This window comes from Sphingomonas sp. 77B (assembly GCF_056497825.1).
On the sequence record NZ_JBWMBY010000001.1, the window covers coordinates 1,131,563 to 1,154,518 of the forward strand.

Sequence of the window (22,956 nt, forward strand, 5' to 3'; positions counted from 1 at the left end):
AATTGAGCCCCTCCCCTTCAGGGGAGGGGTTGGGGTGGGGCATCGCCGCGGACTCCGCGCCTGTGGAAGCGCCCCACCCCCGGCCCCTCCCCTGAAGGGGAGGGGTGGGTTCATTTCATGTCATCTCGCTTCAGCATAGCCGGGATAAGGGTTGGGACAAGGCGTTGGCTCGCGCACTTACAGGGCGAGAGCACTCCCTCAGTCCAGCTCTTTGCGCATCCGGGTCAACGGCACGATCACTCCGTCGACATCCGCATCGGCGCGCTCGACGGGGTGATAACCGCAGGCGCGATAGAGGGGCACCCCACCCGCTGTGCCCATCAGCTCGACGGCGGTGAAACCCTCGGCCCTTGCGGCCAGTTCGCAACGGTTGAGGATCATGCGGCCGATCCCGCGCCGGACATGATCGGGATGGGTGTACATGGCGCGGATGCGCGCGGCGTCGGTGGCGGGGTCGAGCAGCGCCGGGTCACGCAGCGCCGTGCTGTGATCGCCGCCATAGAGCGTCGCGCGCCGGCTCCATCCGCCGCAGCCGACCGGCGTGCCCGCGTCCTCCACGACGAAATAGGTGCCATCGCGCACCAGTTGCGTATCGAGCCCCATCACCGCGCGACTGGCGATCACCTGCGCCGGGTTCAGCACCCCCGCCTGCCCGCGATCGATCGACAGCGCCATCACCGCACGCAGCGCGTCCAGATCGGCCTCGGTCGCCGGGCGGATGGTCAGCCCGCCGGTCACGCCGCCAGCTCCAGCCGCCACGTCTCGCCCTGCAGCGGCACGCCGAAATGCTCGTGCATTGCCGTCTCGACACATTGAAAGCCATGCGCCGCATAAAGGCGGCGGGCGGCTTCCAGCACCGTATGCGTCCACAAGGTCAGCCTATGATAACCCGCCTCGCGCGCGAAATCGACGCACCGCCCGACCAGCGCATCGCCGATCCCCCGGCGGCGGGCAAAGGGCTCGACATGCAGCAGCCGTAGCCGCGCGACACCCTCCCCTTCGTCGGTGACGAACACCGCCCCCGCCATCACTCCGTCGATCTCCGCGACCCAGCATTGCGAGCGGGCGGGGTCGTGATCGCGCAGGAACGCGGCGACGACCTCACTCTCGATCACCTCCAGCTCACGGCCCCAGCCATGGCTTTCGGCATAGAGGACCGACTGGCGCGCCACGATCAGCGCGGGCTCGCCGGTGCGAAACGGGCGGATGACGAACGGCCCACCCGACGACGGATCGAGCAGCAACCGCGCCCGTGTCAGCGCCTCGACCAGATCGCGCCGCCCCTGCCCCTCGACCGTGGCGAGCAGGTCATCCACCGCGCCGCTCTGCCGCTGATCGACCATGGCGAAGGCCGCGAGCCCCGCCTCGGTCAGGCGCAGATCGCGGGCGCGGGCGTCATCGTCGCGGCGGACCCGGATGACCCAGCCGCGCGTCTCGAACCGCGTGACGAGGCGGCTGAGATAGCCCGCATCCATGCCCAGCGCCTCTTGCAATACGCTGGCCGTCACCGGCTCGCGCGTCGCGATCTCGAACAGCAGGCGCGCCTCGGGCAGGCTGGCCTCCGTGCCCAGGAAACGCGCGTCGAGCGCGCCGATCGTCTGCGTATAGAAGCGGTTGAACCGGCGGATGGCGGTGATGTCGGGATGCTCCATGACCGCATGCTCGACCAAATTGCTTGACCGAGTCAAGTATCACGTCACGAAACGAGCTGCGACACCGGCTTTGCCTCGGTGATCGGCGCCAGGGCGACCGGGCGGCCATAGCGATAGCCCTGCCCCAGCCGAACCCCCAGTTGCCGCAGGCGCTCCGCCTGCCATTCGGACTCGATACCCTCCGCGATCACCACCTTGCCCAGGCCGACGCCCAGCCCGACGATCGCGCTGATGATGGGCAGCGTGCCGCCCTCGGTTTCGTCCAGCCCGGCGACGAAGGACTGGTCGATCTTGATCCGGTCCACCGGCAGGTCCCGCAGATGGACGAGCGAGGCATAGCCGGTCCCGAAATCGTCGAGCGCGATGCATACGCCCGCGTCGTGCAGGATGCGCAGGCTGGACAGGATGCTGTCCGCCGCCCGGTCCAGCATCACCCCCTCCGTCACCTCGACGCAAAGCCGCGCCGGATCGACGCCGTAATGGGCCAGCCGTTCGAGTACGGTGCGAGCCGATCGCGGCCCGGCCAGCTGCGCGGAGGTGAAATTGACGCACAGCACGCCCAGCCCCTCGCCCCGGTCGCGCAGCGCGGTCAGTGCCAGCTCCAGGACATGGTCCTGGATGCGCAGGCCGATCCGCTCCGCGACCAGCACGTCGGCGAAGCGATCCGGGCTCATCAGCCCGTGTTCGGGGTGGTTCCAGCGCAGCAGCGCCTCATGCCCGCACACCGTCTCCGTCTCCAACGAGACGATGGGTTGCAGGTAGAGGATGAACTCACCCTGCTCCAGGGCCTGCTCGGCTTCTCCGGCAAAGGCGATCTGCAATTCCTGAAGGCTGCGCTGCAAAGGATCGTAGCGGACATAGCGTTCGCGTCCCAGCCGCTTGGCGGTGTAGAGCGCCAGATCGGCATCGTGATAGAGCAGGTCGAGCGCCTCGGCATCGTCGGGATAGCGCGCCGACCCGATGCTGAGCGACATGGTTCGGGTGCGGTCGCGCGGGTGCCATGGTTCGCCCTGGATCGCGGCGATCCGCTCCGCCAGCTCGGCTTCGCTATGAAGCGAGCCGGGGCACAGGATCGCGAACTCGTCACCGCCGATCCGCGATACGCGCACATCCGCCATCGCGCGAACGGCATCGGCCAAAGCGGTCCCGACATGACATAGCAGCATGTCACCGCTGGCATGGCCCAGCCGATCGTTCACGTCCTTCAGATAATCGACGTCGATCAGGAACAGGCTGAAGGGGATGGACGCCTTCATCAGGGCCGTGGCCTGCTGTTGATAGGCGGCGCGATTGCCCAGGCCGGTCAGAAAGTCGGTCTGCGCGGCCAGGCGCAGCGTCTTGGTCTCGGCCAGGTCGATCTCACGACGCTGGCGCGCCTGGTCGAGTTCGCGCCGGATGCGCCGGAATCGATCGGCGATAGCCAGCGACAGGACCAGCGCCTCGAACGCCAACGCCAGGAAGGTCGCCATATCGACCGCGTCATTCTGTCGCACAAAGCCCAGGTTGCGCGCGAGCCGCAAGACGAACAGGGTAATGACCGGGCTCCAGCCGATCATGTAGAACCAGACGACACGGCTGCCCCGCCGCGCCGCGACGACGCAGGACCAGGCGATCAGCGCCGAGGTCGCGGCGATGTCATAATTGAGCAGACGGTCGGTCAGGACGGGCGGGAACCAGGTATCGGCGGCGGCGAGCACGCCGAACACCACGCCGCCGATCGCCAGCCAGCGCCCCGCGCGGATGACGCGACGCGACAGAATCCCGTCCTCGATGACCGAGAAGAAGAACATGTTGCACGCGGCCACCATCAGGCCGACGAGCGCGAACCAGATCCGCACCACGACCGGCCCGATCAGCCAGGGTACGACCAAGGCCGCGACGTTGGTCCACATCAGGCCATAGACCAGCGCGACCGAGACCCAGAGCAGGTACCAGCGTTGAAAGGCGGGCCGCCGCCCGGCATGGATCACCAGATTATAGAGAAACGCCGACAGCAGCGTGCCGGTGAACAGCCCCATCAGGACCAGCCAGCCGACATCCGCACCGTTCATGGCGTTATGCGGCCGGGCGATGACCTTGCGCATCAGCGACAGGTCGTCAATGTGCCGAAAGCCGATATACAGGCCGCGTACGTCACGCCCCGGCGGCCCGACCACGAATTTCAGCAGCCCGCCGGGGGCCCAATGGTCCTTCAGCTCGTCATAGGACAGCGAACGGCGCACCGTGCCGTCGCGGGTCACGACCAACAGGCCGATCCGGTCGAAGCGGGTCTGGTCGATCAGCAGGTCCCACCCGGCGGGCAGCGCCGCCAGAGGAGCCGGGTCGAGGCGGATCCACAACCAGTCCTCGCCCCGCGTCGGGGCCTGATCCCCGCAGCGATAGGGGGCCTGGATGATCCGGGCATCGGTGGCGCCGTCGGGCAGCGCCGCGCTACAGACGCTCTGGTACAGGTCGACCGCCTTGGCCGATGCCGTTCCGGACATCAGTCCCAGCAGGACCAATACCCCAAAAAGCGTGCACGCGCTGACGTTCCATAACAGCTTCGCGGCCTTCATGCCGACCCGTCCCCAACCCGGTTTGATGTGACGGAAACAAGACGACCCTTCCCGCAGAGCTCCCCGCTCCCGCCGCCTTCCCCGGGGGGCCACTGCCCGGATTTTCGCGCGTGCGTCAATCGCCCTGTTTCAGGCCATTGATGAGGGATGATTTTTTTCAGGACGATCGGATTGCGCCGGGCCGAATGGTCGCGCTCTGGCGGTCGGCGCGCGCTTTGGGCATGGATGGATCATGACGCGTTTTCATCGGTTCGCCCGGTTCCTTCCCGCCTCGCTGGCGCTGCTGGCGGCGGCCTGTTCGCCGCTGACCACCTTCGACAGCCTGGTGCCCAAGGACGGTGGCGGCAGGCGCGTGGCCGAGGCGCAGCCCTACGGCATCGATGCGCGACAAAGACTGGACATCTATGCGCCCCGGAATGCCGGCCCCGGCGAGCGGCCGGTCGTGATATTCTTCTATGGCGGCAGCTGGAACAGCGGGACGCGCAGCGGCTATGCCTTTGTCGGCCGGGCACTGGCGGCGCAGGGTTTCGTAACGGTCATCCCCGATTACCGGCTGGTTCCCGCCATACGCTATCCCGGCTTCGTCGAGGATGGTGCAGCGGCGGTGCGCTGGACGCGCGACCATATCGCCGGGTTCGGCGGCGATCCCGCCAAGCTGGTGCTGATGGGGCATTCCGCAGGCGCCTATATCGCCGCGATGCTGGCGGTCGACGACCGCTGGCTGGGCCGCGACAGGCAGGCGGTGCGCGGGCTGGTCGGACTGGCGGGGCCCTATGACTTCGCGCCCTTCGACGTGGATGTTGCCCGCGCCGCCTTCGGGGCCTGGCCGCATCCGCAGGAAACCCAGCCGATCCACTGGGCCGGGGCGGGCGACCCGCCCGCGCTGCTGCTGGTCGGAGGTGAGGACAAGACGGTCCTGCCCCGCAACAGCGAAGCGCTGACCGCCAGATTGCGGGCGGGTGGGGTTCCGGTGACGCTGCGCTCCTACCCCAAGCTCGGCCATGTCGGGCTGATCCTGTCGGTCGCCCGCCCCTTTCGCGGCCGCGCGCCGGTGGTGGCCGATGTCGCCGGCTTCGTCCGGCAGGTGACGCGCTAACGCGTGATGACATAAGATTAATTCACCCCTCCCCTTCAGGGGAGGGGCCGGGGGTGGGGCGCCTCCGCAAGCGTGCGGCCCGTGGCGAGACCCCACCCCAACCCCTCCCCTGAAGGGGAGGGGCTCGCCTTGGTTCAACGCAACGTCATCACGGTCTAACGCGTCTCCGGAATCAGCCAGGTTTCCGCGACCTGCTTGCCGCGACCGCTGCCGCCCATGCCGGGCGGGCGGGTCCAGGCGAGATCGAGACTGCCCTTCGCGGTGGCCTCGCGCGGGATGACGATCGTGACCTGCATCGGGTTGGCGGTGCGGGCGAAATGGTCCTGCAACAGGATATGCCCGTTCGCGACCAGCCGCATCGGCAGGGTATAGTCCTCGCCCGCATAGGTGATGGTCAGCTTATAGCCCCGGCGCGGGTCGAGGCCGTCATAATGCAGCCGCAACGGGCTGTCGTAGAGCGTCTCGGCATAGTCCAGCTCGCCCGGCCACCAGCCGTCCGCCGGGGTGCGGTCGGCGATGCCGTCGATGGCAGTGGTGAAGAATTGCGGATCGGCGAGAAAGCCGGGCCCGCGCACCAGATGCGGTTCGGCATCCGGACGGCCGAGATCGTCGTACAGCGCGCCCTCCGCCCGGCGACTGCGGTCGGGGATCGGCCAGCCCTTTGCCATCTGTGCCTCGATCCAGGCGCGGCCGGTCAGGTCGACATCGGCACGGTCGAGATTGGCGCCCCGCTCGATATTCGACGCGCCATAGCGCTTCACGCTCAGCTGCAGCCGCGCCTTTTGCCATAGCTGCTCGGCCAGCGCATTCAGCCGGTCTAGCAATGCGGCGACCTGCGGGCCATCGCCGGTCGCCAGGATCGCGCGCGCCTGTTCAGGATCGGGCGCGGCCAGCGCCGCCGCTCGCCGCGCCCGCGCCGCGATGGTGCGGCGGCGGACCAGCGCGTCATAGACGGCACGATAGCGCAGGGCGTCGACCCGCCAGTCGGCAAAAGCGGACGGCCGGACCCGATCGGCGAGACGCAGCGTCGCATCGATATTGGCGTTGGTCGCGGGGTCGCCGATCCAGTTCCCCTCGAGCGCCGCCGGAAGCGCCGCCGCGCGGGGGTCGCCGATGAACACGCGCGCATAGTCCCGCGCGAAAGCCTTTACGTCGGTCTTCGGGTCCCAGCCCATGCGGAACCACAGGAACTGGTTGAAGTCGTCATTCACCCCCTCCGAATAGGTGATGAACCCGGCGGTCAGCGGTGCGAAGCGGGCGAAGATGTGCGCATAGGCTTCTGGGCGCGGATTGATCGGCTCGCGCCCCTCGGTCAGCGCGAACTCCGGCCACCAGCGCGGCACCGGGAATTGCGCGTGCATGGTATGCGCGATGTCGGGATAGAGGATCAGCGGATAGCGCGCCGGTATCCGCGACCGCTCGACCGGCAGCGGGTCGCGTGTCTGTGGGCCGACGAACACGCCGGTCAACCAGTCGGGCCGCTTGTCCAACTCGTGGTAGAACGCCTCGAACCCTGCCGCGTCGAACCCCTGCGACGAGATATAGACGGGTGCTTGCGGATTGCGCGCGCGAAGCAGCGCCGCCTGCTGCGCGACCAGCGGGAACAGCCGTGCGGGTCGGGTATGGCCGGGATCGCCGCCCGGCACATAGAGCGCATCGACATGAGGCAGATCGCCCAGCACCCGTCGAAACGCCGCGACCTCCGCCGCCACCGCGCCGGGCTTTTCGTAATCGCCCAGCTCGGGATAATAGAGCGCGACATCCAGCCCCAGCCGGTGGGTGATCGCCGAAATCCCTGCCAGCGTCTCGCGTGGCGGCGCGGGGAAGAGTGGGCCGGTCGCATCGTCGTCGGACACCGGCGCGATGATCTGCACGCCGCTGGCACCCCATAGCGCAAAATCCTCGATCCGCCGCTGAAACATGGTCAGCGTCCAGGCGTCGTAGCTATTGTTCTTGGGCCGGTAGCCGATCTGGGTCAGCCGCGTCGCATAAGCGGGCTTTTCGTCGACCGGCCCCGCAAGCGAGAGATGCGCGGTCCCGCCCGTCACTTCGAGATGCCGCAATACCCAACCCGCGCCGTAAACCAGCCCGCGGGTGGCGTTGGCGGTGACGACCGTGACCGGCCCCACTCGCCGGATCGCAAAGCCTTCGCGCCCCAGCCCGGCGGGCCGCCGCCACCGGCTGCGCAGCCTGGCGGGCAAGGCCGCCGCCACCGCATCCGACGGGGCCACCACTACCCGGACATCGCCGCATCGTGCGACCCGCTCCGCGATGCGGCGGTTCAACAGGTCGGCCGCCACCTCGCCCCCTGCCCCGGCCGTGACGCAGGATACTGCAACTGCTGCTGCCGGGACGATCATGGGCTTATCCGAAGGGCTGGAATGATAGGGATGCGTTCACCCCGCCCCTATGCCCGCTGCGCGACGCTTTCGATACCGCCCAAATCGCGGGTCCTCAGCCCCCGTCCGTCCGAAGACCCCATTGGTCGTAACGATAGTCCCGCCCGCCGAAGCGGAAGCGGCGATCGTCCAGCCGCTCGCCCGGCGCGCCGGGCGCGACTTGCCCGACCATCCAGCCGGGCAGCGCGATCCGTGTTACCTGTCCGCCGAACGGCCCCGCCAGCGGCGGGTCCAGATCGAGCAGCAGATCCCGCGCGCCCAACCGGGTGGTGACATCCGCCATGTCGTCGGGAAAGACCAGCTGATTGAAGGGAAGCGACAGGTCCAGCGCAACGCCGCTCGCGCGCTGGCCGTCCGCCACGACGCCGCCTGCAAGTGTATGGCCATGGTTGATCCATGCCGCCCCGCCCTCTTGCTGGATCGGCGCCAGCGCCTCCGGGTGCAGCGCGCGTTCGACCAACAGGCGATTGTCGCGTGGAATGGCGATATCGGGCCGCGCCTCCAGCAGGCGCAGCGTCGCCTCCAGATGCAACAAGTTGGGATAGACATTGCCCAGCCCGTGGCGCTCGCGACGGCCGCGATCGAGCCATGGGGTCAGGTCGCGCTCCTCCGGTCGCAGAACCAAGACCTGTGCTCGACCAAAGGCACCCCGGTCCTCTCGGGCATGGCGATGCAGCCGCCCGATCCGCTGGAGCAGCACGTCCATGGGCGCCAGATCGGTGATGAGGAAATCGGCATCGATATCGAGCGACTGTTCCAGCGTCTGGGTGCCGACCAGCACCCGGCCGCCCGCTTGCCGCGTCTTGCCGAACGCCTTCTCGACCGCCTCATCGAGCAACTGCCGGTCGGTCGCGGCGAAGCGGCCATGGTGCAGGGTGGCGACATCGTTCACCCGAAAGGCTAGCTCGGGCGCCAATGCCGCCACCGCCTGCGCCACCGCGACCGCCCCGGCCACGCTGTTGCGCACGACCAGCACCGCCGCTCCGGCGCGCGCGGCCTCTACCGCGCGCTGGGCGATCGCATCCGGGTCGGCGATCAGGCCCGCCGTCTCGATACGGACATGCTTTGGTGTCCCGCCCGACGCCATCGCGGCGCGCGGCGGTGATCCGATGCCCGACAGCGCGGGATAGGGCAAAGCCTCCGCCTCGGTGAGCGGCGCGACCGGCGTCTTGAGCAACCGCGCCCGCGCCGCCGCGCCCAGGGTCGCCGACAGCAACAGCGCCCGCCCGCCAACCGCGACATGATGGTCCAGCAGCCGTTCGAGCAGCCCGGTCATATAGGCGTCCGATGCATGAACCTCATCGACGACCAGCAGGCTGCGCGCCAAGGCGGAGGCGCGAAACAGCGCGTGCCTGACCGGCAGCGCGGCGAGCAGCGCCTGGTCGATCGTGCCGACCGCCACCCGTGCCGCCAGGAAACGATTGGCCCGCTCCGCCGCCCAGCGCCTATCCTCCGCCCCGCCCGGCTCGCCGCGATCCCAGCGCACTTCATAGCCGGGCAGCGCCTGCCCTTTCGCGTCGCCCGCGCGCAGATAGCCGGGGACCGCCAGCACGGCGGGCGGCGCATCCTCGCCCCACAGCGCCTGGATCGCCCGGTTGACCCGCGCATGAAGCTGCACCGCCGCTGACCGGGTCGGCAGCGCGAAGAACAGGCCGTCGACCTCGCCGCGCCGTCGCATCTCCACCCAGCGCCACAGCGCTGCCTCGGTCTTGCCCGACCCGGTCTCCGCCTCGATCAGCGCCACCGGCCCCAGATCGGCCGCCGCGGCCTCCGCCTGGAAGGGGTATGGGGCGTTGCCGAACAGCGCCTCGAACGGGGCGGGCGGCGTGCCAAACGGCGTGAAACCGCGCGCGACCGCCGACTCGCGCGCCTGCTCCCCGCGCCAGGCGTCACGATCCGCACCATAAGGCCCCTCGACGGGAAAACGCTTCGTATCCGACCCCAGCCAGTCGGCCAGCGTCACCAGTCCGGCGAACAGCGCCACGAAGCGCGGCGCGTCGGGCAGCTTCGGCCCCGCCTCCCACGCAAGCGGCCAGCGGGCGCGCAAAGTGTCGATCAGGTGGACGACCGCAATGGCAGGATCATCTTGGCCCTGCGGCATCCAATGGGTGACATGCCGGGTCCAGCAGTCGCTATGCTTCCCTGCATCGGCATGGAATTCGGCGAGCGGCCTGCCGTGATGCGCCATGACGGCGGCAAGATGCTGGTCCGCGCCCCAGCCCATCAGCAGCTCGAACAGCGCCCTGGCGGCGGGTCCCTGTCTCAGGCCGGAATGGCGCAGGAGAGCGGCGACCGGGCCGGTATGGCCGACCGTCTGCTTCACCGCCGGATCGATCCGCGCCTGGAAGCCGCGATTGGCCTTGCCCATGTCGTGCAGTGCCGCGAGCACGATCAGCCGGGCGATGTCCTGCGACGTCAAGGGGCGGCCCGCTGCCTCTTCCAGGCTCGGCTGCCAGACGGGCAGAATTGCATCCAAAGCGGCACCAACATCGAGGCAGTGATCGAGCAACGGCAATCTGGCCGCCAATGTCCCGTCATCGTGACGGTTCAGTTTCGCCCAAGGCTCCGTGCCGCTCATCACCCTCTCCCCCAAGGCGCCACACGCCCGCGCGAAAGACTAGCGCCAGCGAAATCGCACGCAATCCTTGCCCGGCTGAATAGTGCATCCGTTTCGGGTCCGGCTGTCTTTGGCGATATCCGCGCCGCCCCGCATCCTCGCGAGCGGGAGGATTTGACCAAACTATGTCCGAGACGGCTGGTTTTGCCACGTCATCGCCCCGTGCCGCCGGGCCGGGGGTCGGCCAGTTCGTGTCGCTGCGCGGACGGCTGTGGATGGTCGAGGCGCAGCCGGAAGGCCCCCTTTCCGGTCACAAGCTCGCCTGTATCGACGACGATGCCAGCGGCGAGGATGCGCAGGTCCTGTGGAGCGCGGAGGTCGATGCGCGGCTGCATGACGAGGAAGCCTGGGCCTCGCTCGGCACGCAGGGCGGGGATGCGGCGACCTTCTCGGCCTACTTGCGCACCGTGCGCTGGCGCACCGCGACGGCGGCCGAGCGCGACCTGTTCCAGGCGCCGTTCCGTGCCGGTATCCGGCTCGATCCCTATCAGCTGCTGCCCTTGCGCAAGGCGCTGCGCCTGCCGCGCGTCAACCTGCTGATCGCCGACGATGTCGGGCTGGGCAAGACGGTGGAGGCCGGTCTGGTCCTGCGCGAGCTGCTGCTGCGCCGGCGTGTCGACTATACCGTCGTCATCGCCCCCGCCGCGATGACCGGCCAGTGGCGCGACGAATTGCAGAGCAAGTTCGGCCTGGGCTTCGAGATCATCGACGCGCGCCATCTGGAGGAATTGCGGCGGCGGCGCGGGTACGGCGCGAACCCCTGGGCGGCGGGATCGCGCTTCATCCTGTCGCACCGGCTGCTGGGCGAGGAAGCCTATGTCGCGGGGCTCCGCGACGTGTTGGAGGATTTTCGCGCGCGCTCGCTGCTGATCCTGGACGAAGCGCACCACGCCGCCCCGGCGGGCGGTGGCCGCTATGCGATCGAGAGCCAGTTCACCCGGTCCCTGCGCGACCTATCGGATCGGTTCGAGCACCGCCTGTTCCTGTCGGCCACGCCGCATAACGGCCATCCCAACAGCTTTGCGACGCTGCTGGAACTGCTCGACCCGCAGCGGTTCACGCGCGGCGTCACCGTCCGCCCCGCCGATCTGGAGCCGGTGATGGTCCGCCGCCTGAAAAGCGACCTGCGCGCTTTGGGCGAGGCCTTTCCCGAGCGGATCGTCGAGCCGATCACCCTCGACGACCTGCCGGAGGATGCCCCCGAGCTGACGCTGGCTGCGATGCTGGCGGACTATCGCCGGTTGCGCGAACGCCGGATCGCCGGGCTGGCGGGGCCGCAGGCGGGACGCGCGCGGCTGGCGATGGTGGGGCTGCAACAACGGTTGCTGTCCTCCATCCCGGCCTTCGCGCGCACCTTGCGCGTCCATATCGCCGGGCTGGACCGCGCGATCGCCGGGACCACGCCCGACGCAATCGTACCTACCGAAGATGAGGCCCCAGACCGGGCGGACGATGAAGATGCCGCGCTGGCCCTGCTCGACCGTGCGGTCGAGATCGAAGCCGAACGGCAAGCCGCCACCGGCGCGGCGGGGGCGTCGCGCGATCAGCTGGCGGAGGAACGCCGCGCCGCCGCCGCGATGCTGGCCGTGGCGGACACCGCCCGCACGCAGGCCGATGCGCGCGTCCATTGGATCCTCGACTGGGCGCGCGCGAACCTGCTGGATGCGCAAGGGCAATGGCGCGAGCGGCGGCTGATCCTGTTCACCGAATATGAGGACACGCGCCGGTGGCTCCAGCGACAGCTGGCGGTGCTGGTCGACCCGGACGACGCGCAGGAGGCGCGGCGGATCGACAGCTTCACCGGCATCACCTCGACCGAGCGGCGCGAGGCGATCAAGCGCGCCTTCAACGACCCCGCCGATCCGCTTCGCATCCTGATCTGCACCGATGCCGCGCGCGAGGGGATCAATCTCCAGGCGCAATGCCATGACCTGATCCATGTCGACCTGCCCTGGAACCCGTCGCGGCTGGAGCAGCGCAACGGGCGGATCGACCGCAAGCTGCAACCGAGCCCGACCGTCACCTGCCGCTATTTCGTCTATGCCCAGCGACCCGAAGACGTGGTTCTCGACGCGCTGGTCCGCAAGACCGAGCTGATCCGCCGCCAGCTCGGCTCGGCGGGACAGGTGTTGGGCACGCGGATCGCCGACCGGCTGGGCGGCGGCATCGACCGGGCGGCCGCGCGCGATCTCGCTGCGCGGATCGACGACGAGGAAGCCGATGAGCGCGTCCGTGCGGCTGTGCGCGACCTGGACGACGGGGCCGAGGCACGGCTCGCGCGGCTGAAGCGCGAACAGGCCGATCTGGCCCGGGCGCTGGAGACGGCGCGGGCGCGGGTCGGCGTCGATCCGGGGGAGTTGCAGTCGGTCGTCGGCCTCGCCCTGGACAAGGCGGGTGGCGCGTGGAGCCGCCCGGCGACTGTCGGCGAGACGCCGGTCTTCGCGATCGACCAGGCGACATTCGCGGGCGATCCCAGCTGGCAGCCGCTGCTCGACGAACTGCGCGCCCGCCCGATCCGCCCCGGCGAGCGGCCCGGCGAATGGCGGGCCAGCCCCGATGCCGATGTCCGCCGGATCAGCTTCGCCCCCGCCATCCTGCCCGATGGGCGCGATGCGGGCGATGTGGTGCAACTGCATCTGGAACACCGGCTGGTCCGCCGCCTGCTCGGGCGCTTCCTGTCGGCGGGTTTCCGGCAGGGGCTGGAGCGCGCCTGCGTCATCCGCACCGCCGCCACTCTCTCCCCGCGCGTGATCCTGCTGGGGCGGCTGGCGCTCTTTGGGGAACAGGCGGCACGACTGCATGAGGAAGTGTTGAGCGTCGCCGCCGACTGGCGCGACACGGGCGGCCTTCGCGCGCTGGCCGAGGGGCGCGATGCCGAGGCGCGGGTGCTGGAGGAACTGATCGAGGCGCTGCGCTCCGCGACCGACGCCGAGCCCGCCATCGCCGCCCAGGCGACTGTCCATGCGATGCGCGACGTGACCGACCTCCGCCCTGTGCTGGAGGCGCGGGCGGCAGCGCGGGTCGAGAAGGTGGCAGCCGAACTGACCCGTCGCGCCGAGGCCGAAGCGCGCGGGCTGGAGACGCTGCTGCGCCAGCGCATCGCGCGCATCCTGCGTGAACGTGGGCAAGATGACGGACAGCTCTCGCTGCTGCTCGATCCGCTGGAAGCGCGGCAGCGCGCCGCCGACCGCCGCTCCTGGGACCGCGCCGCCACCCGGCTCGACGACGAGCTGGTCCGCGAGCCCGAACGGCTGCGCGCCGGATCGCGTATCCACGCCACCCGGCTGGAGCCGATCGGCCTCGTCTATCTCTGGCCCATGGCATGAGCGGCCCCATCCCCGGCGGTCGGCACGACTGGATCGGCTATCTCCAGCCGGTCGGTCTGGTCGTCGCGCCCGCCGCCCTCGCGCGGATCGGTCTCTGGCCCAGCCCGCAGGGACCAGCGGACGGCGACGCGGTCGCCCGCGCGGTGGAGGGATTCGCCGCCGATCCATGGGCTTTCTTCCACACCATATTGGGCTGGCCCGCCGAGCGGATTCTGCTCGGCGACGCCCTGCCCGACAATTTGCGCATCGCCTTTCCCGAGCAGGACACGCTGCTGGAGCCGCATGGCGCGATCCCCGCGCCCGACGGCACGATCCAGCTGCTGGTGCGGATCGAGGCGCCCGAGCTGATCCTCGACAAACGCGGCACCCTGCCCGGCTGGGAAGCGACCGCGCAACAGCGGTTCGAGCGGCTGCTGCGCGAAACGGGAGTCGGCGCCGGGGTGCTCGTCGGCGCGGCCGAGACGGGTCGCAAGGACGGCCCCGCCACCGAACCCGTGCTGCGGCTGGTCGTGGTGCCGCGCGGCGAGGCGTCGGGCCATATCAGCTGGCCGCTCGCACGCCTGGGTGACGTGTCGGGCCGCCCGATGCTGGCGGGATTGAAGCTCCTGCTCGACGCCCATGCGCTGTTCAGCGGCCCGCCCTCGCATCGCCTCCCCGCGATCCTCGCCGAAAGCCGGGCGGCGCAGGCGGAAGTATCGAGCCGCTTGGCCGGACAGGTGCTAGCGGGGCTGCACGAATTGCTGCGCGGGCTGGACGACGCCGATGGTCCGCGCATCCGGGCGCTGGCGGAGAGCGACCCGGACCAGCTCTACAAGGGCCTGCTGACCGTGCTCCTCCGCCTGGTCTTCATCCTCTATGCCGAGGATCGCGGGCTGATGCCCTCGGCGCCCGGCGGCATGGCGGCGACACTGTACGAACAGGGCTATGCGCTGGGCGGCCTGCACCTGCGGTTGCGTGATGATGCCGCGCTCTATCCTGATACGATGGACGAGCGGCGCGGCGCCTGGGGCCGGTTGCTCGCGCTGTTCCGGCTGGTCGATCGCGGCCATCCTTCCGGCTTCATGCAGGCGCGCGGCGGGCAATTGTTCAGCGAGGCGGCCTTTCCCTTCCTGCTGGGCCGCGACACGCATGATGCGCCCGAACAGGTGCTGCCGGTCGGCGACGGCTGTATCCTGCGCGTGCTCGACAGCCTGTTGATGTTGAAGGGCGAACGCGTCGCGTACCGGGCGCTCAGCGTCGAGCAGATCGGGTCGGTGTACGAGGCGGTGATGGGCTTCACCGTCCAGCGCTCGCACAGCCTGATGCTGGCGGTGCGCGCGGGCAAGGGCAACAAGGTGCCCGTCTGGGTCGATCTGGAGGCACTGGCCGCCGTCAAGCCATCGGAGCGCGAACGGACGCTGAAGCTCTGGACCGGCCGTGCCGCCTGGCCCGCCGCCGTGTCGCGCGCCCTGCGGGATGCGAGCGATGCCGCCGGCTTGGCCGCCGCCCTCGCGCCCGTGACGGACGCCCGCGCCGCCCCGCGCGGGCCGGTCGCGGCGTGCACCCCGATCCTGCAACCGACCGACGAGCGCCGCCGCACCGGCAGCCATTACACCCCGGCCAGCCTGACCCGCCCGATCGTGGCCCATTCGCTCGCCCCCGCCTTCGCGCGGATCGGCCCGGATGCGGGACCGGCCCAGATCCTCGACCTGAAGATCTGCGACCCCGCCGCCGGATCGGGGGCATTCCTGGTCGAGGCCTGTCGCCAGCTCGGCGAGCGGCTGGTCGCCGCCTGGGCGCGCTGGCCCGCCCAGCGCCCGACCATTCCGGCGGATGAGGACGACCTGCTCCACGCCAAGCGGCTGGTGGCGCAGCATTGCCTGCGCGGCGTCGACCGCAACCCGCTGGCCATCGACCTCGCCAAGCTGTCGCTCTGGCTGGAGACGCTGGCGAGCGCGCACGAGTTCACCTTTCTCGACGCGGTCCTGCGCTGTGGCGACTCTCTGGTCGGGCTGCCCAATCCGAACATCATCGCCGTCACCTGGGACAAAGTGTCGGGGCAGCAGGGTTTCGTCGAGGCGATCGTGCGCGAAGGCATCGACGCCGCCGCCCAGCTCCGCCGCCTGATGCGCGTCGAGGCGGAGATCGCGCCCTATGCCGTGCAGGAACGGCGGCACCGCGCCGCCACGCTGGCGCTGGAACGCGCGCAGTTGGTCGCGGACGGCATCCTCTGGTCCTATTTTACGGGCACCACCGCAAAAGAACGGGCCGCGCGGCTGATCGAAGTCCAGCAATGCGTGCTGTCCGCCACACCCGCCAGCTGGGCACGGCTTGAGGGCTGTCGCGGCGAACTGCGCCGTCCCCCGATCGACGTCACGCCCTTCCACTGGGAGCTGGAGTTCGAGGATGTCTTCAACCGCCCCGATCCCGGTTTCGACGCGATCATCGGCAACCCGCCCTTTGCGGGCAAGAACACCATCGCGGCGGGTCATGCGGCCGCCTATCCCGACTGGCTGAAGACGCTCCACCCCGGCGCGCACGGCAATGCCGACCTTGCCGCGCATTTCTTCCGCCGCGCCTATGGCCTGCTCCGTCGCGGCGGTGCGTTCGGGCTGATCGCGACGAACACGATCCGGCAGGGCGACACGCGCGAAACCGGACTGGCGCGCATTCTAGCCGACGGCGGCACCATCTTTCGCGCGGTCAGCCGCTATCGCTGGGAGGGTGAGGCGGCGGTCGTGGTCGCACAGGTGTTCGTGGCGAAGGGGGCCGCAAGCTGGACGCCAGTGCTGGATGACAAGCCGGTGCGGCGCATCTCGGCCTATCTGATGGAGGGCGACCTAGACGGCTCGCCTGCGGCGCTGCGGGAGAATGCGGGGAAAGCTTTCCAAGGATCGAACCTGCTCGGCATGGGGTTCACTTTCGACGATGTAAATTTCCGCAAGGGGAAAGCCAGTTCGCTCGACATGATGGACGAACTGATCGCCGCCAATGCCGACAATGCCGGTCGGATCAGGCCCTATCTTGGCGGCGAAGAAGTCAATAATTCGCCAGCTATATCCCATAACAGGTACACCATCGATTTCGGCGATATGCCTTTGAGGCGAATGGAGGACGGGAAGAGTTGGCGTCTGCTGTCAGATCGGGAGCGTGCCGACCAACTGCGCTTGGGGTTGGTAGCGCACGATTATCCCGATCGCGTGGCAACGGATTGGCCAGCGCTACTCGACATCGTCGAACGGCTCGTCAAACCGGAACGCGATCGCGACAATCGCGAACTACGCCGCCGCAAATGGTGGCAGTTTGCCGAGAAAGCGCCGCAGCTTTATCAAGCAATAGCATCGTTGCAGAAAGTCATCGTCCAGCCTCAGGTTTCGCCGCATCACGCTTTCGCATTCGTGCCCAGCGATCAGGTCCTTGCCTTGACGCTCGTAAATTTTGCGATGGACTCGCATTCGGCCTTTGCCATCCTTCAATCCCGCGTCCATGAAGTCTGGACACGCTTCTTCGCGTCTACGTTGGAAGATCGTCTCCGTTACACGCCCTCGGACTGTTTCGAGACCTTCCCCCTGCCCCCCTGCCATACCGACTCCCCCGAACTCGAAGCCGCAGGGCGAACCTATCACGACCACCGCGCCGCGCTGATGGTCGCGCGCGATCAGGGGATGACGCCGACCTATAACCGCTTCCACCGCGCCACCGATACGCAAGCGGACATCGCGACGTTGCGCGACCTGCACCACGCCATGGATCGGGCGGTGCTGGCAGCTTACGGCTGGGGCGATCTCGCCGCCGAGGCCGCGCCGGTCTTCCTCGATGCCGAGAGCGAGGACGACCACCGCTATCAGGGCCGCCTCTTTTGGCCCGCGCCGTTTCGCGACGCGGTGCTGGCGCGCCTTCTCAAGCTCAACGAGGAACGGGTCAGGATGGAGCGGATGCTGTGAACGCGGACGGCGTGCGTGCGGAGATGGTGCGGCGGCTGCGCCGTAACCTGATCGGCCCGAGCGAGGCGGACGACCATGACCTGCTCGCCGAACGGCTCCCGGCGGGCGAGAACCCCTCGCGCTGGTATCTGGCGGGCTTCATCGCCCCCTCGGGCGAGCTGACCCAGGAGCCCGCCGCCGATACCGAATGGGATGAGGTCGATGGCCTCCTCTCCGATGTCGAGGCGTTCGGCGCGGGCGGTGCGGCGGGGGATCATGACGAGCCGGAGGTCCCGGCCGCGCGACGGCGCTTCCTGCCCAGTTCGATCGGGCTGTCGACCATGGTCGATCCCCAGGTCCGTGACGTGGAGGTCGCGCTCGACTGGGGCGATTATGTGCCCGAGCCGCCGCTGCCGCCCGACATGCTGGAGAGCGGCGGCGAGCCCGGCCATACGCCCATCGGCTGGCGGCGGGTGGCGCGCGAGCATCGCATTACCCTGACCGTGCCGCGCGAGGACGAGGGCGTCGCGCATCACCCGCTACCCGGCACCGCCGCCACCGCGCGGCCCGGCGGTGCGCTGGAGCTGGCGATCCGCGCCCGGCCCTTTGCGCTGCACCTCGCCGACGGATCGCGGCGCATGGTGCAGGTCGTCACCGTCTTTCTGGTCAACAAGCGGCTGGAGCCCGCCTCGCGCTATCGCGACCTGGCTTATGCCTTTCAGGTGCGGCTGTCGCTTCGTTGCGAGGCCGGGTTCGTCGCGCAGCACGACCTGTCGCGGATTGCGCGCGACGACTGGGACGACCAGCTCGCCGATCTGCATTACCGGGACAGCGCCGCCTATGCCGCCGGTCTGGGCTGTGCGGCGGCGCATGTCACGGACGCGGATGGCTGTGTCCGCCGCGTCCACACCACCCACCTGCCCCGCGCCGCCGTGGAGCGAACCGTGGCGGCGGCGGTGCCGGGTGTCGTGTTCGGCATGGATGCACTGGCTACGCTGGCGCGCGAGGACGGACAGGCGTTGCAGACGGCGCTCACCCCGCTGGTCACGGGCTATCGCGACTGGGCGGACGGCCAGCGCGAGGCGGCCACGGCGCCCGATCTCGCCAATGCCAGCCAGCGCGCCCGAACCGCCGCGACGCTGATCGCCGCGCAGGACGAAGCGCGGACGCGTATCGCCGCCGGGATCGCACTGCTCGCCGGGGACGCACAGGTCCGCCTCGCCTTCGAGATCGCCAATCGCGCCGTCGCCGACGCCACCCGCGCGCGCCGCCCCACCGACACGACGCCCGCCTGGCGGCCGTTCCAGCTCGCCTTCATCCTGCTCAACCTGTCGGGCATGGCCGACAAGCGCCACCCCGACCGCGACATCGCCGACCTGCTGTTCTTCCCGACCGGCGGCGGCAAGACCGAGGCCTATCTGGGCCTCGCCGCCTTCACCATCGCGCTGCGGCGGCTGGGGGCGAGCGGGCTGCTGGGCGCGGGCGTGTCGGTCATCATGCGCTATACGCTGCGGCTGCTGACGCTGGACCAGCTGGGTCGCGCCGCCGGGCTGGTCTGCGCGCTGGAGCTGCTGCGCGACGGCCCTGAATACCGCGACGCAGCGGGCCGTCCGCATCTGGGCGACTGGCCGATCGAGATCGGACTCTGGGTCGGCTCCGACGCCAGCCCCAACAAACTGGGCGGCAAGGGCGACCGAACCGAAGGCACCGCCGTCAAGCGCGTGCGTGCCTATACCAGCGGTCGCGATACCCGCGCGCCCGCGCCGATCAAGGCCTGCCCGTGGTGCGGCACCGCCTTTACCCCGCAGAGCTTCCGCTGCGTCCCCCATGCCGACGCCCCCACCAACCTCGAACTGCGCTGCGTCAGCCTGACCTGTCCCTTTACGGGCGATCGCGCGTTGCCGGTGGTGACGGTGGACGAGGCCATTTACCGCCGCCTGCCCGCTTTCCTGATCGCCACGATCGACAAGTTCGCCGCCCTGCCCTGGAACGGTCAGGCGGGCGCGTTCTTCGGCCATGTCGACCGCGCCGACGACAAGGGTTTCTACGGCGCGGCCGAACCCGGCCAGGGTCGCGCCCTCGACGGCGGGCACCGGCTCGATCCGCCCGATCTGGTGGTACAGGACGAGCTTCACCTGATCTCCGGCCCGCTCGGCACCGTCGCCGGACTGTACGAAGCCGCGATCGACCGGCTGGCGAGCCGTGACATGAACGGCCGGCGGGTGCGGCCCAAGATCGTCGCCTCCACCGCCACCGTCCGCCGCGCCAGCGACCAGATCCGCGCACTGTTCGACCGCGACCGAACCCGCATCTTCCCGCCGCCGGGGCTCGACCGGCGCGACAGCTTCTTCGCGCTGACCCGCGCCGAGAGCGAGGCCGATCCGGCACGCTGGTATGTCGGGCTGGCCGCCGCCGGGCGCGGGCCGAAACTGGTCTTCCTGCAGGCACTGGTGACGCTGCTGGGGTCTGCGCAGGCCATGGCCGAGGATGGCGACGAGGCGGACGCTTATCGCACCGCGCTCTGTTACTTCAACGCGCTGCGCGAACTGGGCGGCGCGCGGCGGATCGTCGAGGACGAGGTGGCCGCCCGGCTCGCCAGTTACGGCGCGCAGCGGCGGCGGCTGGAGCCATCCGACCGCCCCTTTGCCGACCGTGTGCTGGGCGAGCCGGTCGAGCTGACCTCGCGCGTATCGACCGATCAGGTCGCGGCGGCGAAAAGGCGGCTGGAAGCGACCTTCGATAGCGGCGAGGGCCAGCCGGTCGATGTCGCGCTGGCGACCAACATGATCTCGGTCGGGCTGGACATTGACCGGCTCGGCCTGATGCTGGTGCAGGGGCAGCCCAAGACGGCCGCCGAATATATCCAGGCGACCAGCCGTGTCGGTCGCAATCCGGCGCGCCCCGGCCTGGTCGTCGTGGTGCTCAACGTCCACCGCCCGCGCGACCGGATGCATTTCGAGCAGTTCGGCCATTTCCACGACACCTTCTACCGCGCGGTCGAGGCGACCAGCGTCACGCCCTGGTCGCCGCGCGCGTTGGACCGCACGCTGGCTGCGATCGTGGTGGCGATCGCCCGGCATCTCGACCCCGCGCTCACCCCGGCGAGCGCGGTCGATGCGCTGGCGAGCCTGCCCGCAACGCGCGCGGCGGTGGTGCGGCATCTGGTCGAGCGCGCGCCGCCCGAGGTGCGCGAGACGCTGGCCGCGCAGATCGAGGCGCTGCTCGACGACTGGATCGATATCGCCGCCGAACAGACCGCCGCCGGGGGCCGCATCACCTATGGCGACCGGCCGCACCGGCTGCTCCACCCGCCGCTCGATCCGGCGCTGGACCAGCTTCCCCCCGAGCATCGCCGCTTCCAGGCCGGGTGGAGCATGCGCGACGTCGAACCCGGCGTCCGGATCAAGCCGCGCGGCCCCGATGGCGAACGGGTCGGCGGCGCGGGAGACATGGCATGACGACCAAGCCCATCACGCTGCGCCAGTCGCAGCTCATCACCGCCTTCGGCCCCGGCGCGATGGTCGACCTGCCCACCCGCTCGGTGGTCATCGGCGGGCTCGACCTGTGGCACATGCGCGAACGGGGCAGCTGGCAGCCGATCCACGAACCCCGCGCGACGGCGGTGCTGGAGACGCTGCTGCGTGCGGGCGGACGGCTGGCCGAGGATGCACGCCTCTCGCTACGCACACCCCCTGCCGACAGCGACACCTCGAACGCCCCGACCGAACCGCCCGGTGTCGAGGCGCGCATCTTCCCCGCCTGGTTCGTCGCGAGCGATGCCGAAGAGGTCGGCGAGGTCCGCCGCCGCCGCCTGGTCCGCTGGCGCGATCTCGACCCGCGCGGGCGCAACATGCTGGTCGACGAGGACGGTCGCCGCGTGAGCGTGACGCCGATCCGCTTCGTCGCGGGATGCCGCAAAGGGCATTTGCAGGACATCCACTGGGCGCAGGTCGTCCATATCGGTCAGGAGGGACGGGAGGAACGCTGCATCCAGCCGCTCTGGCTGGAGGAGCGCGGCACCTCGGGCGATCCGGCTTCGACCCGTGTGGTCTGCGGCTGCGGCGCGGCGTTGTCGCTTCGGGATGCGCAGGCGAATGGGCAACTCGGTGGATGCCGGGGGCGTCGCCCGTGGCTGCGCACTAACGAGCCGGACGCATGCAGCGAGAATCTGCGCTTCCTCACCCGCACCGCGACAAACGCCTATTTCCCGCAGGTGCTGACCGTCATCTCGCTGCCCGCCGCCGAAGACGAGCTGTCGCGACTGGTCGAGGCGCATCTGGACGCGATCGACTGGGTGACGTGCGAGGCGGAGATGGTGATCGCCCGCCGGTCCAACCCCGCGCTTCGCGCCGCACTGGCGGGGTGGAGCGACGCCGATGTCGTGACACGGATCGGCCAGTTGCGCCTGAGCGGCAACCAGTCGCTCGCCAAGGCCCCCAAGGTCGCCGAGTTCGACCTGCTCGCCTCCGGCCAGCCGCAGATCGGCGTCGATGCGCCCGACGCCCGGCTCCACGCCCGCACCCTGACCCGCGCCGAATGGGACGGCGAGCGCCCCCGCCTCGCCCCCATCGCCTCGGCGGTGGCGGTCGACCGGCTGCGCGAGGTGGCGTGCCTGTATGGCTTCACCCGGTTCGAAGCCGCGCCGACCGCGACCGACGGCGATCTGGAGGAGCTGTATCTGGCGGTCGAGGGTGCAGCACTCGCCACCGAGCTGGAATGGCTGCCCGCCGTCGAGCATCGCGGCGAAGGCATCTTCCTGCGCTTCGACCCGGATGTCATTCGCGACTGGCTGTCCCGCCCGGCGGTGCAGCGGCGCGGCGAGGCGTTGTACCGGGGATGGGATCGCTGGCGGGCCGGGCAATTCTATGGCGCGCGGCTGCAATTCCCGCGCGTCGCCTATTATGCCATTCACGGCTTTTCCCATGCGCTGATGAACGAGATCGCGCTCGACTGCGGCTATCCGGCGACCGCGCTCAAGGAACGGCTCTATGCGATCGTCGATGACGAGGGCGAGCGCTTTGGCCTGCTCATCTACACGGCCTCGACCGGCACGCAGGGGACGCTGGGCGGGCTGGTCGCCGTGCTGCCCCGGCTGGGCGCGATCGCCGAGCGGGCGCTGGACCGGCTGGCGCTATGTTCCGGGGACCCAATATGTGCAGAGCATGACCCCGACGCCCACACCGACGAGCGCGCGCTGAGCGGTGCCGCCTGCCATAGCTGCCTGCTGGTCGCCGAGACGAGTTGCGAGGCGCGCAACCTCTATCTCGACCGGGCGCTGACCGCGCAGACGTTGCTGGCGGGCGGGACGGGGTTGTTCGAGTGAGCATTCGATCGGATACAAACTCCCACGGCCGGGAAAGAATAATCGCAACCCCATGCCGATCCCGGATTGACGAGAATCAGGAAACC

The 22,956-nt window shown here is 69.7% G+C and carries 10 protein-coding genes; 5 read left to right on the forward strand and 5 right to left on the reverse strand.

The genetic code is table 11. The features are described from left to right. Positions 1–198: 198 nt before the first annotated feature. From AC1GI4_RS05220 to AC1GI4_RS05230, 3 genes are read right to left on the reverse strand one after another with little or no spacing between them, the layout of a single operon-like run. Complete coding sequence (locus tag AC1GI4_RS05220) at positions 199–738, reverse strand: GNAT family N-acetyltransferase (protein ID WP_479630353.1); 540 nt, start codon at positions 736–738, stop codon at positions 199–201. After that, positions 735–1,652: a bifunctional helix-turn-helix transcriptional regulator/GNAT family N-acetyltransferase gene (locus AC1GI4_RS05225; RefSeq protein ID WP_479628809.1), complete on the reverse strand. Its 918-nt coding sequence runs from the start codon at positions 1,650–1,652 to the stop codon at positions 735–737. The genes AC1GI4_RS05220 and AC1GI4_RS05225 overlap by 4 nt, the downstream gene beginning before the upstream one ends. A gap of 44 nt (positions 1,653–1,696) precedes the next feature. Next, positions 1,697–4,135, reverse strand: coding sequence for a putative bifunctional diguanylate cyclase/phosphodiesterase (locus AC1GI4_RS05230; RefSeq protein ID WP_479628810.1), 2,439 nt, complete (start codon positions 4,133–4,135; stop codon positions 1,697–1,699). Between the two features lie 304 nt (positions 4,136–4,439). On the opposite strand from AC1GI4_RS05230, the gene AC1GI4_RS05235 reads away from it, so the two are divergent. After that, positions 4,440–5,303, forward strand: coding sequence for an alpha/beta hydrolase (locus AC1GI4_RS05235; protein ID WP_479628811.1), 864 nt, complete (start codon positions 4,440–4,442; stop codon positions 5,301–5,303). Between the two features lie 155 nt (positions 5,304–5,458). Here the strand turns inward: AC1GI4_RS05235 and AC1GI4_RS05240 are convergent, their stop codons facing one another. Continuing rightward, on the reverse strand, positions 5,459–7,663 hold the full coding sequence (locus tag AC1GI4_RS05240; RefSeq protein ID WP_479628812.1) for a beta-N-acetylhexosaminidase family protein: 2,205 nt from the start codon (positions 7,661–7,663) through the stop codon (positions 5,459–5,461). Positions 7,664–7,757: 94 nt separating this feature from the next. Continuing rightward, complete coding sequence (cas3, locus tag AC1GI4_RS05245) at positions 7,758–10,280, reverse strand: CRISPR-associated helicase Cas3' (protein ID WP_479628813.1); 2,523 nt, start codon at positions 10,278–10,280, stop codon at positions 7,758–7,760. 164 nt (positions 10,281–10,444) lie between these two features. Here cas3 and drmD point away from each other — a divergent pair, with 164 nt between their 5' ends. Genes drmD through drmB form a run of 4 tightly spaced genes read left to right on the forward strand, consistent with a single transcriptional unit; the run spans position 10,445 to position 22,870 of the window. Continuing rightward, positions 10,445–13,645 carry a DISARM system SNF2-like helicase DrmD gene (drmD, locus tag AC1GI4_RS05250; RefSeq protein ID WP_479628814.1) on the forward strand — a complete coding sequence of 1,067 codons (3,201 nt, stop codon included), beginning with the start codon at positions 10,445–10,447 and terminating at the stop codon, positions 13,643–13,645. Further along, positions 13,642–17,568, forward strand: coding sequence for an Eco57I restriction-modification methylase domain-containing protein (locus AC1GI4_RS05255; protein ID WP_479628815.1), 3,927 nt, complete (start codon positions 13,642–13,644; stop codon positions 17,566–17,568). Before drmD ends, AC1GI4_RS05255 begins: the two co-directional genes overlap by 4 nt. After that, entirely contained in the window at positions 17,565–21,005 is a 3,441-nt protein-coding gene (drmA, locus tag AC1GI4_RS05260; RefSeq protein WP_479628816.1) for a DISARM system helicase DrmA, read from the forward strand. The genes AC1GI4_RS05255 and drmA overlap by 4 nt, the downstream gene beginning before the upstream one ends. Next, entirely contained in the window at positions 21,002–22,870 is a 1,869-nt protein-coding gene (drmB, locus tag AC1GI4_RS05265) for a DrmB family protein (RefSeq protein ID WP_479628817.1), read from the forward strand. The genes drmA and drmB overlap by 4 nt, the downstream gene beginning before the upstream one ends. Positions 22,871–22,956 lie beyond the last annotated feature (86 nt).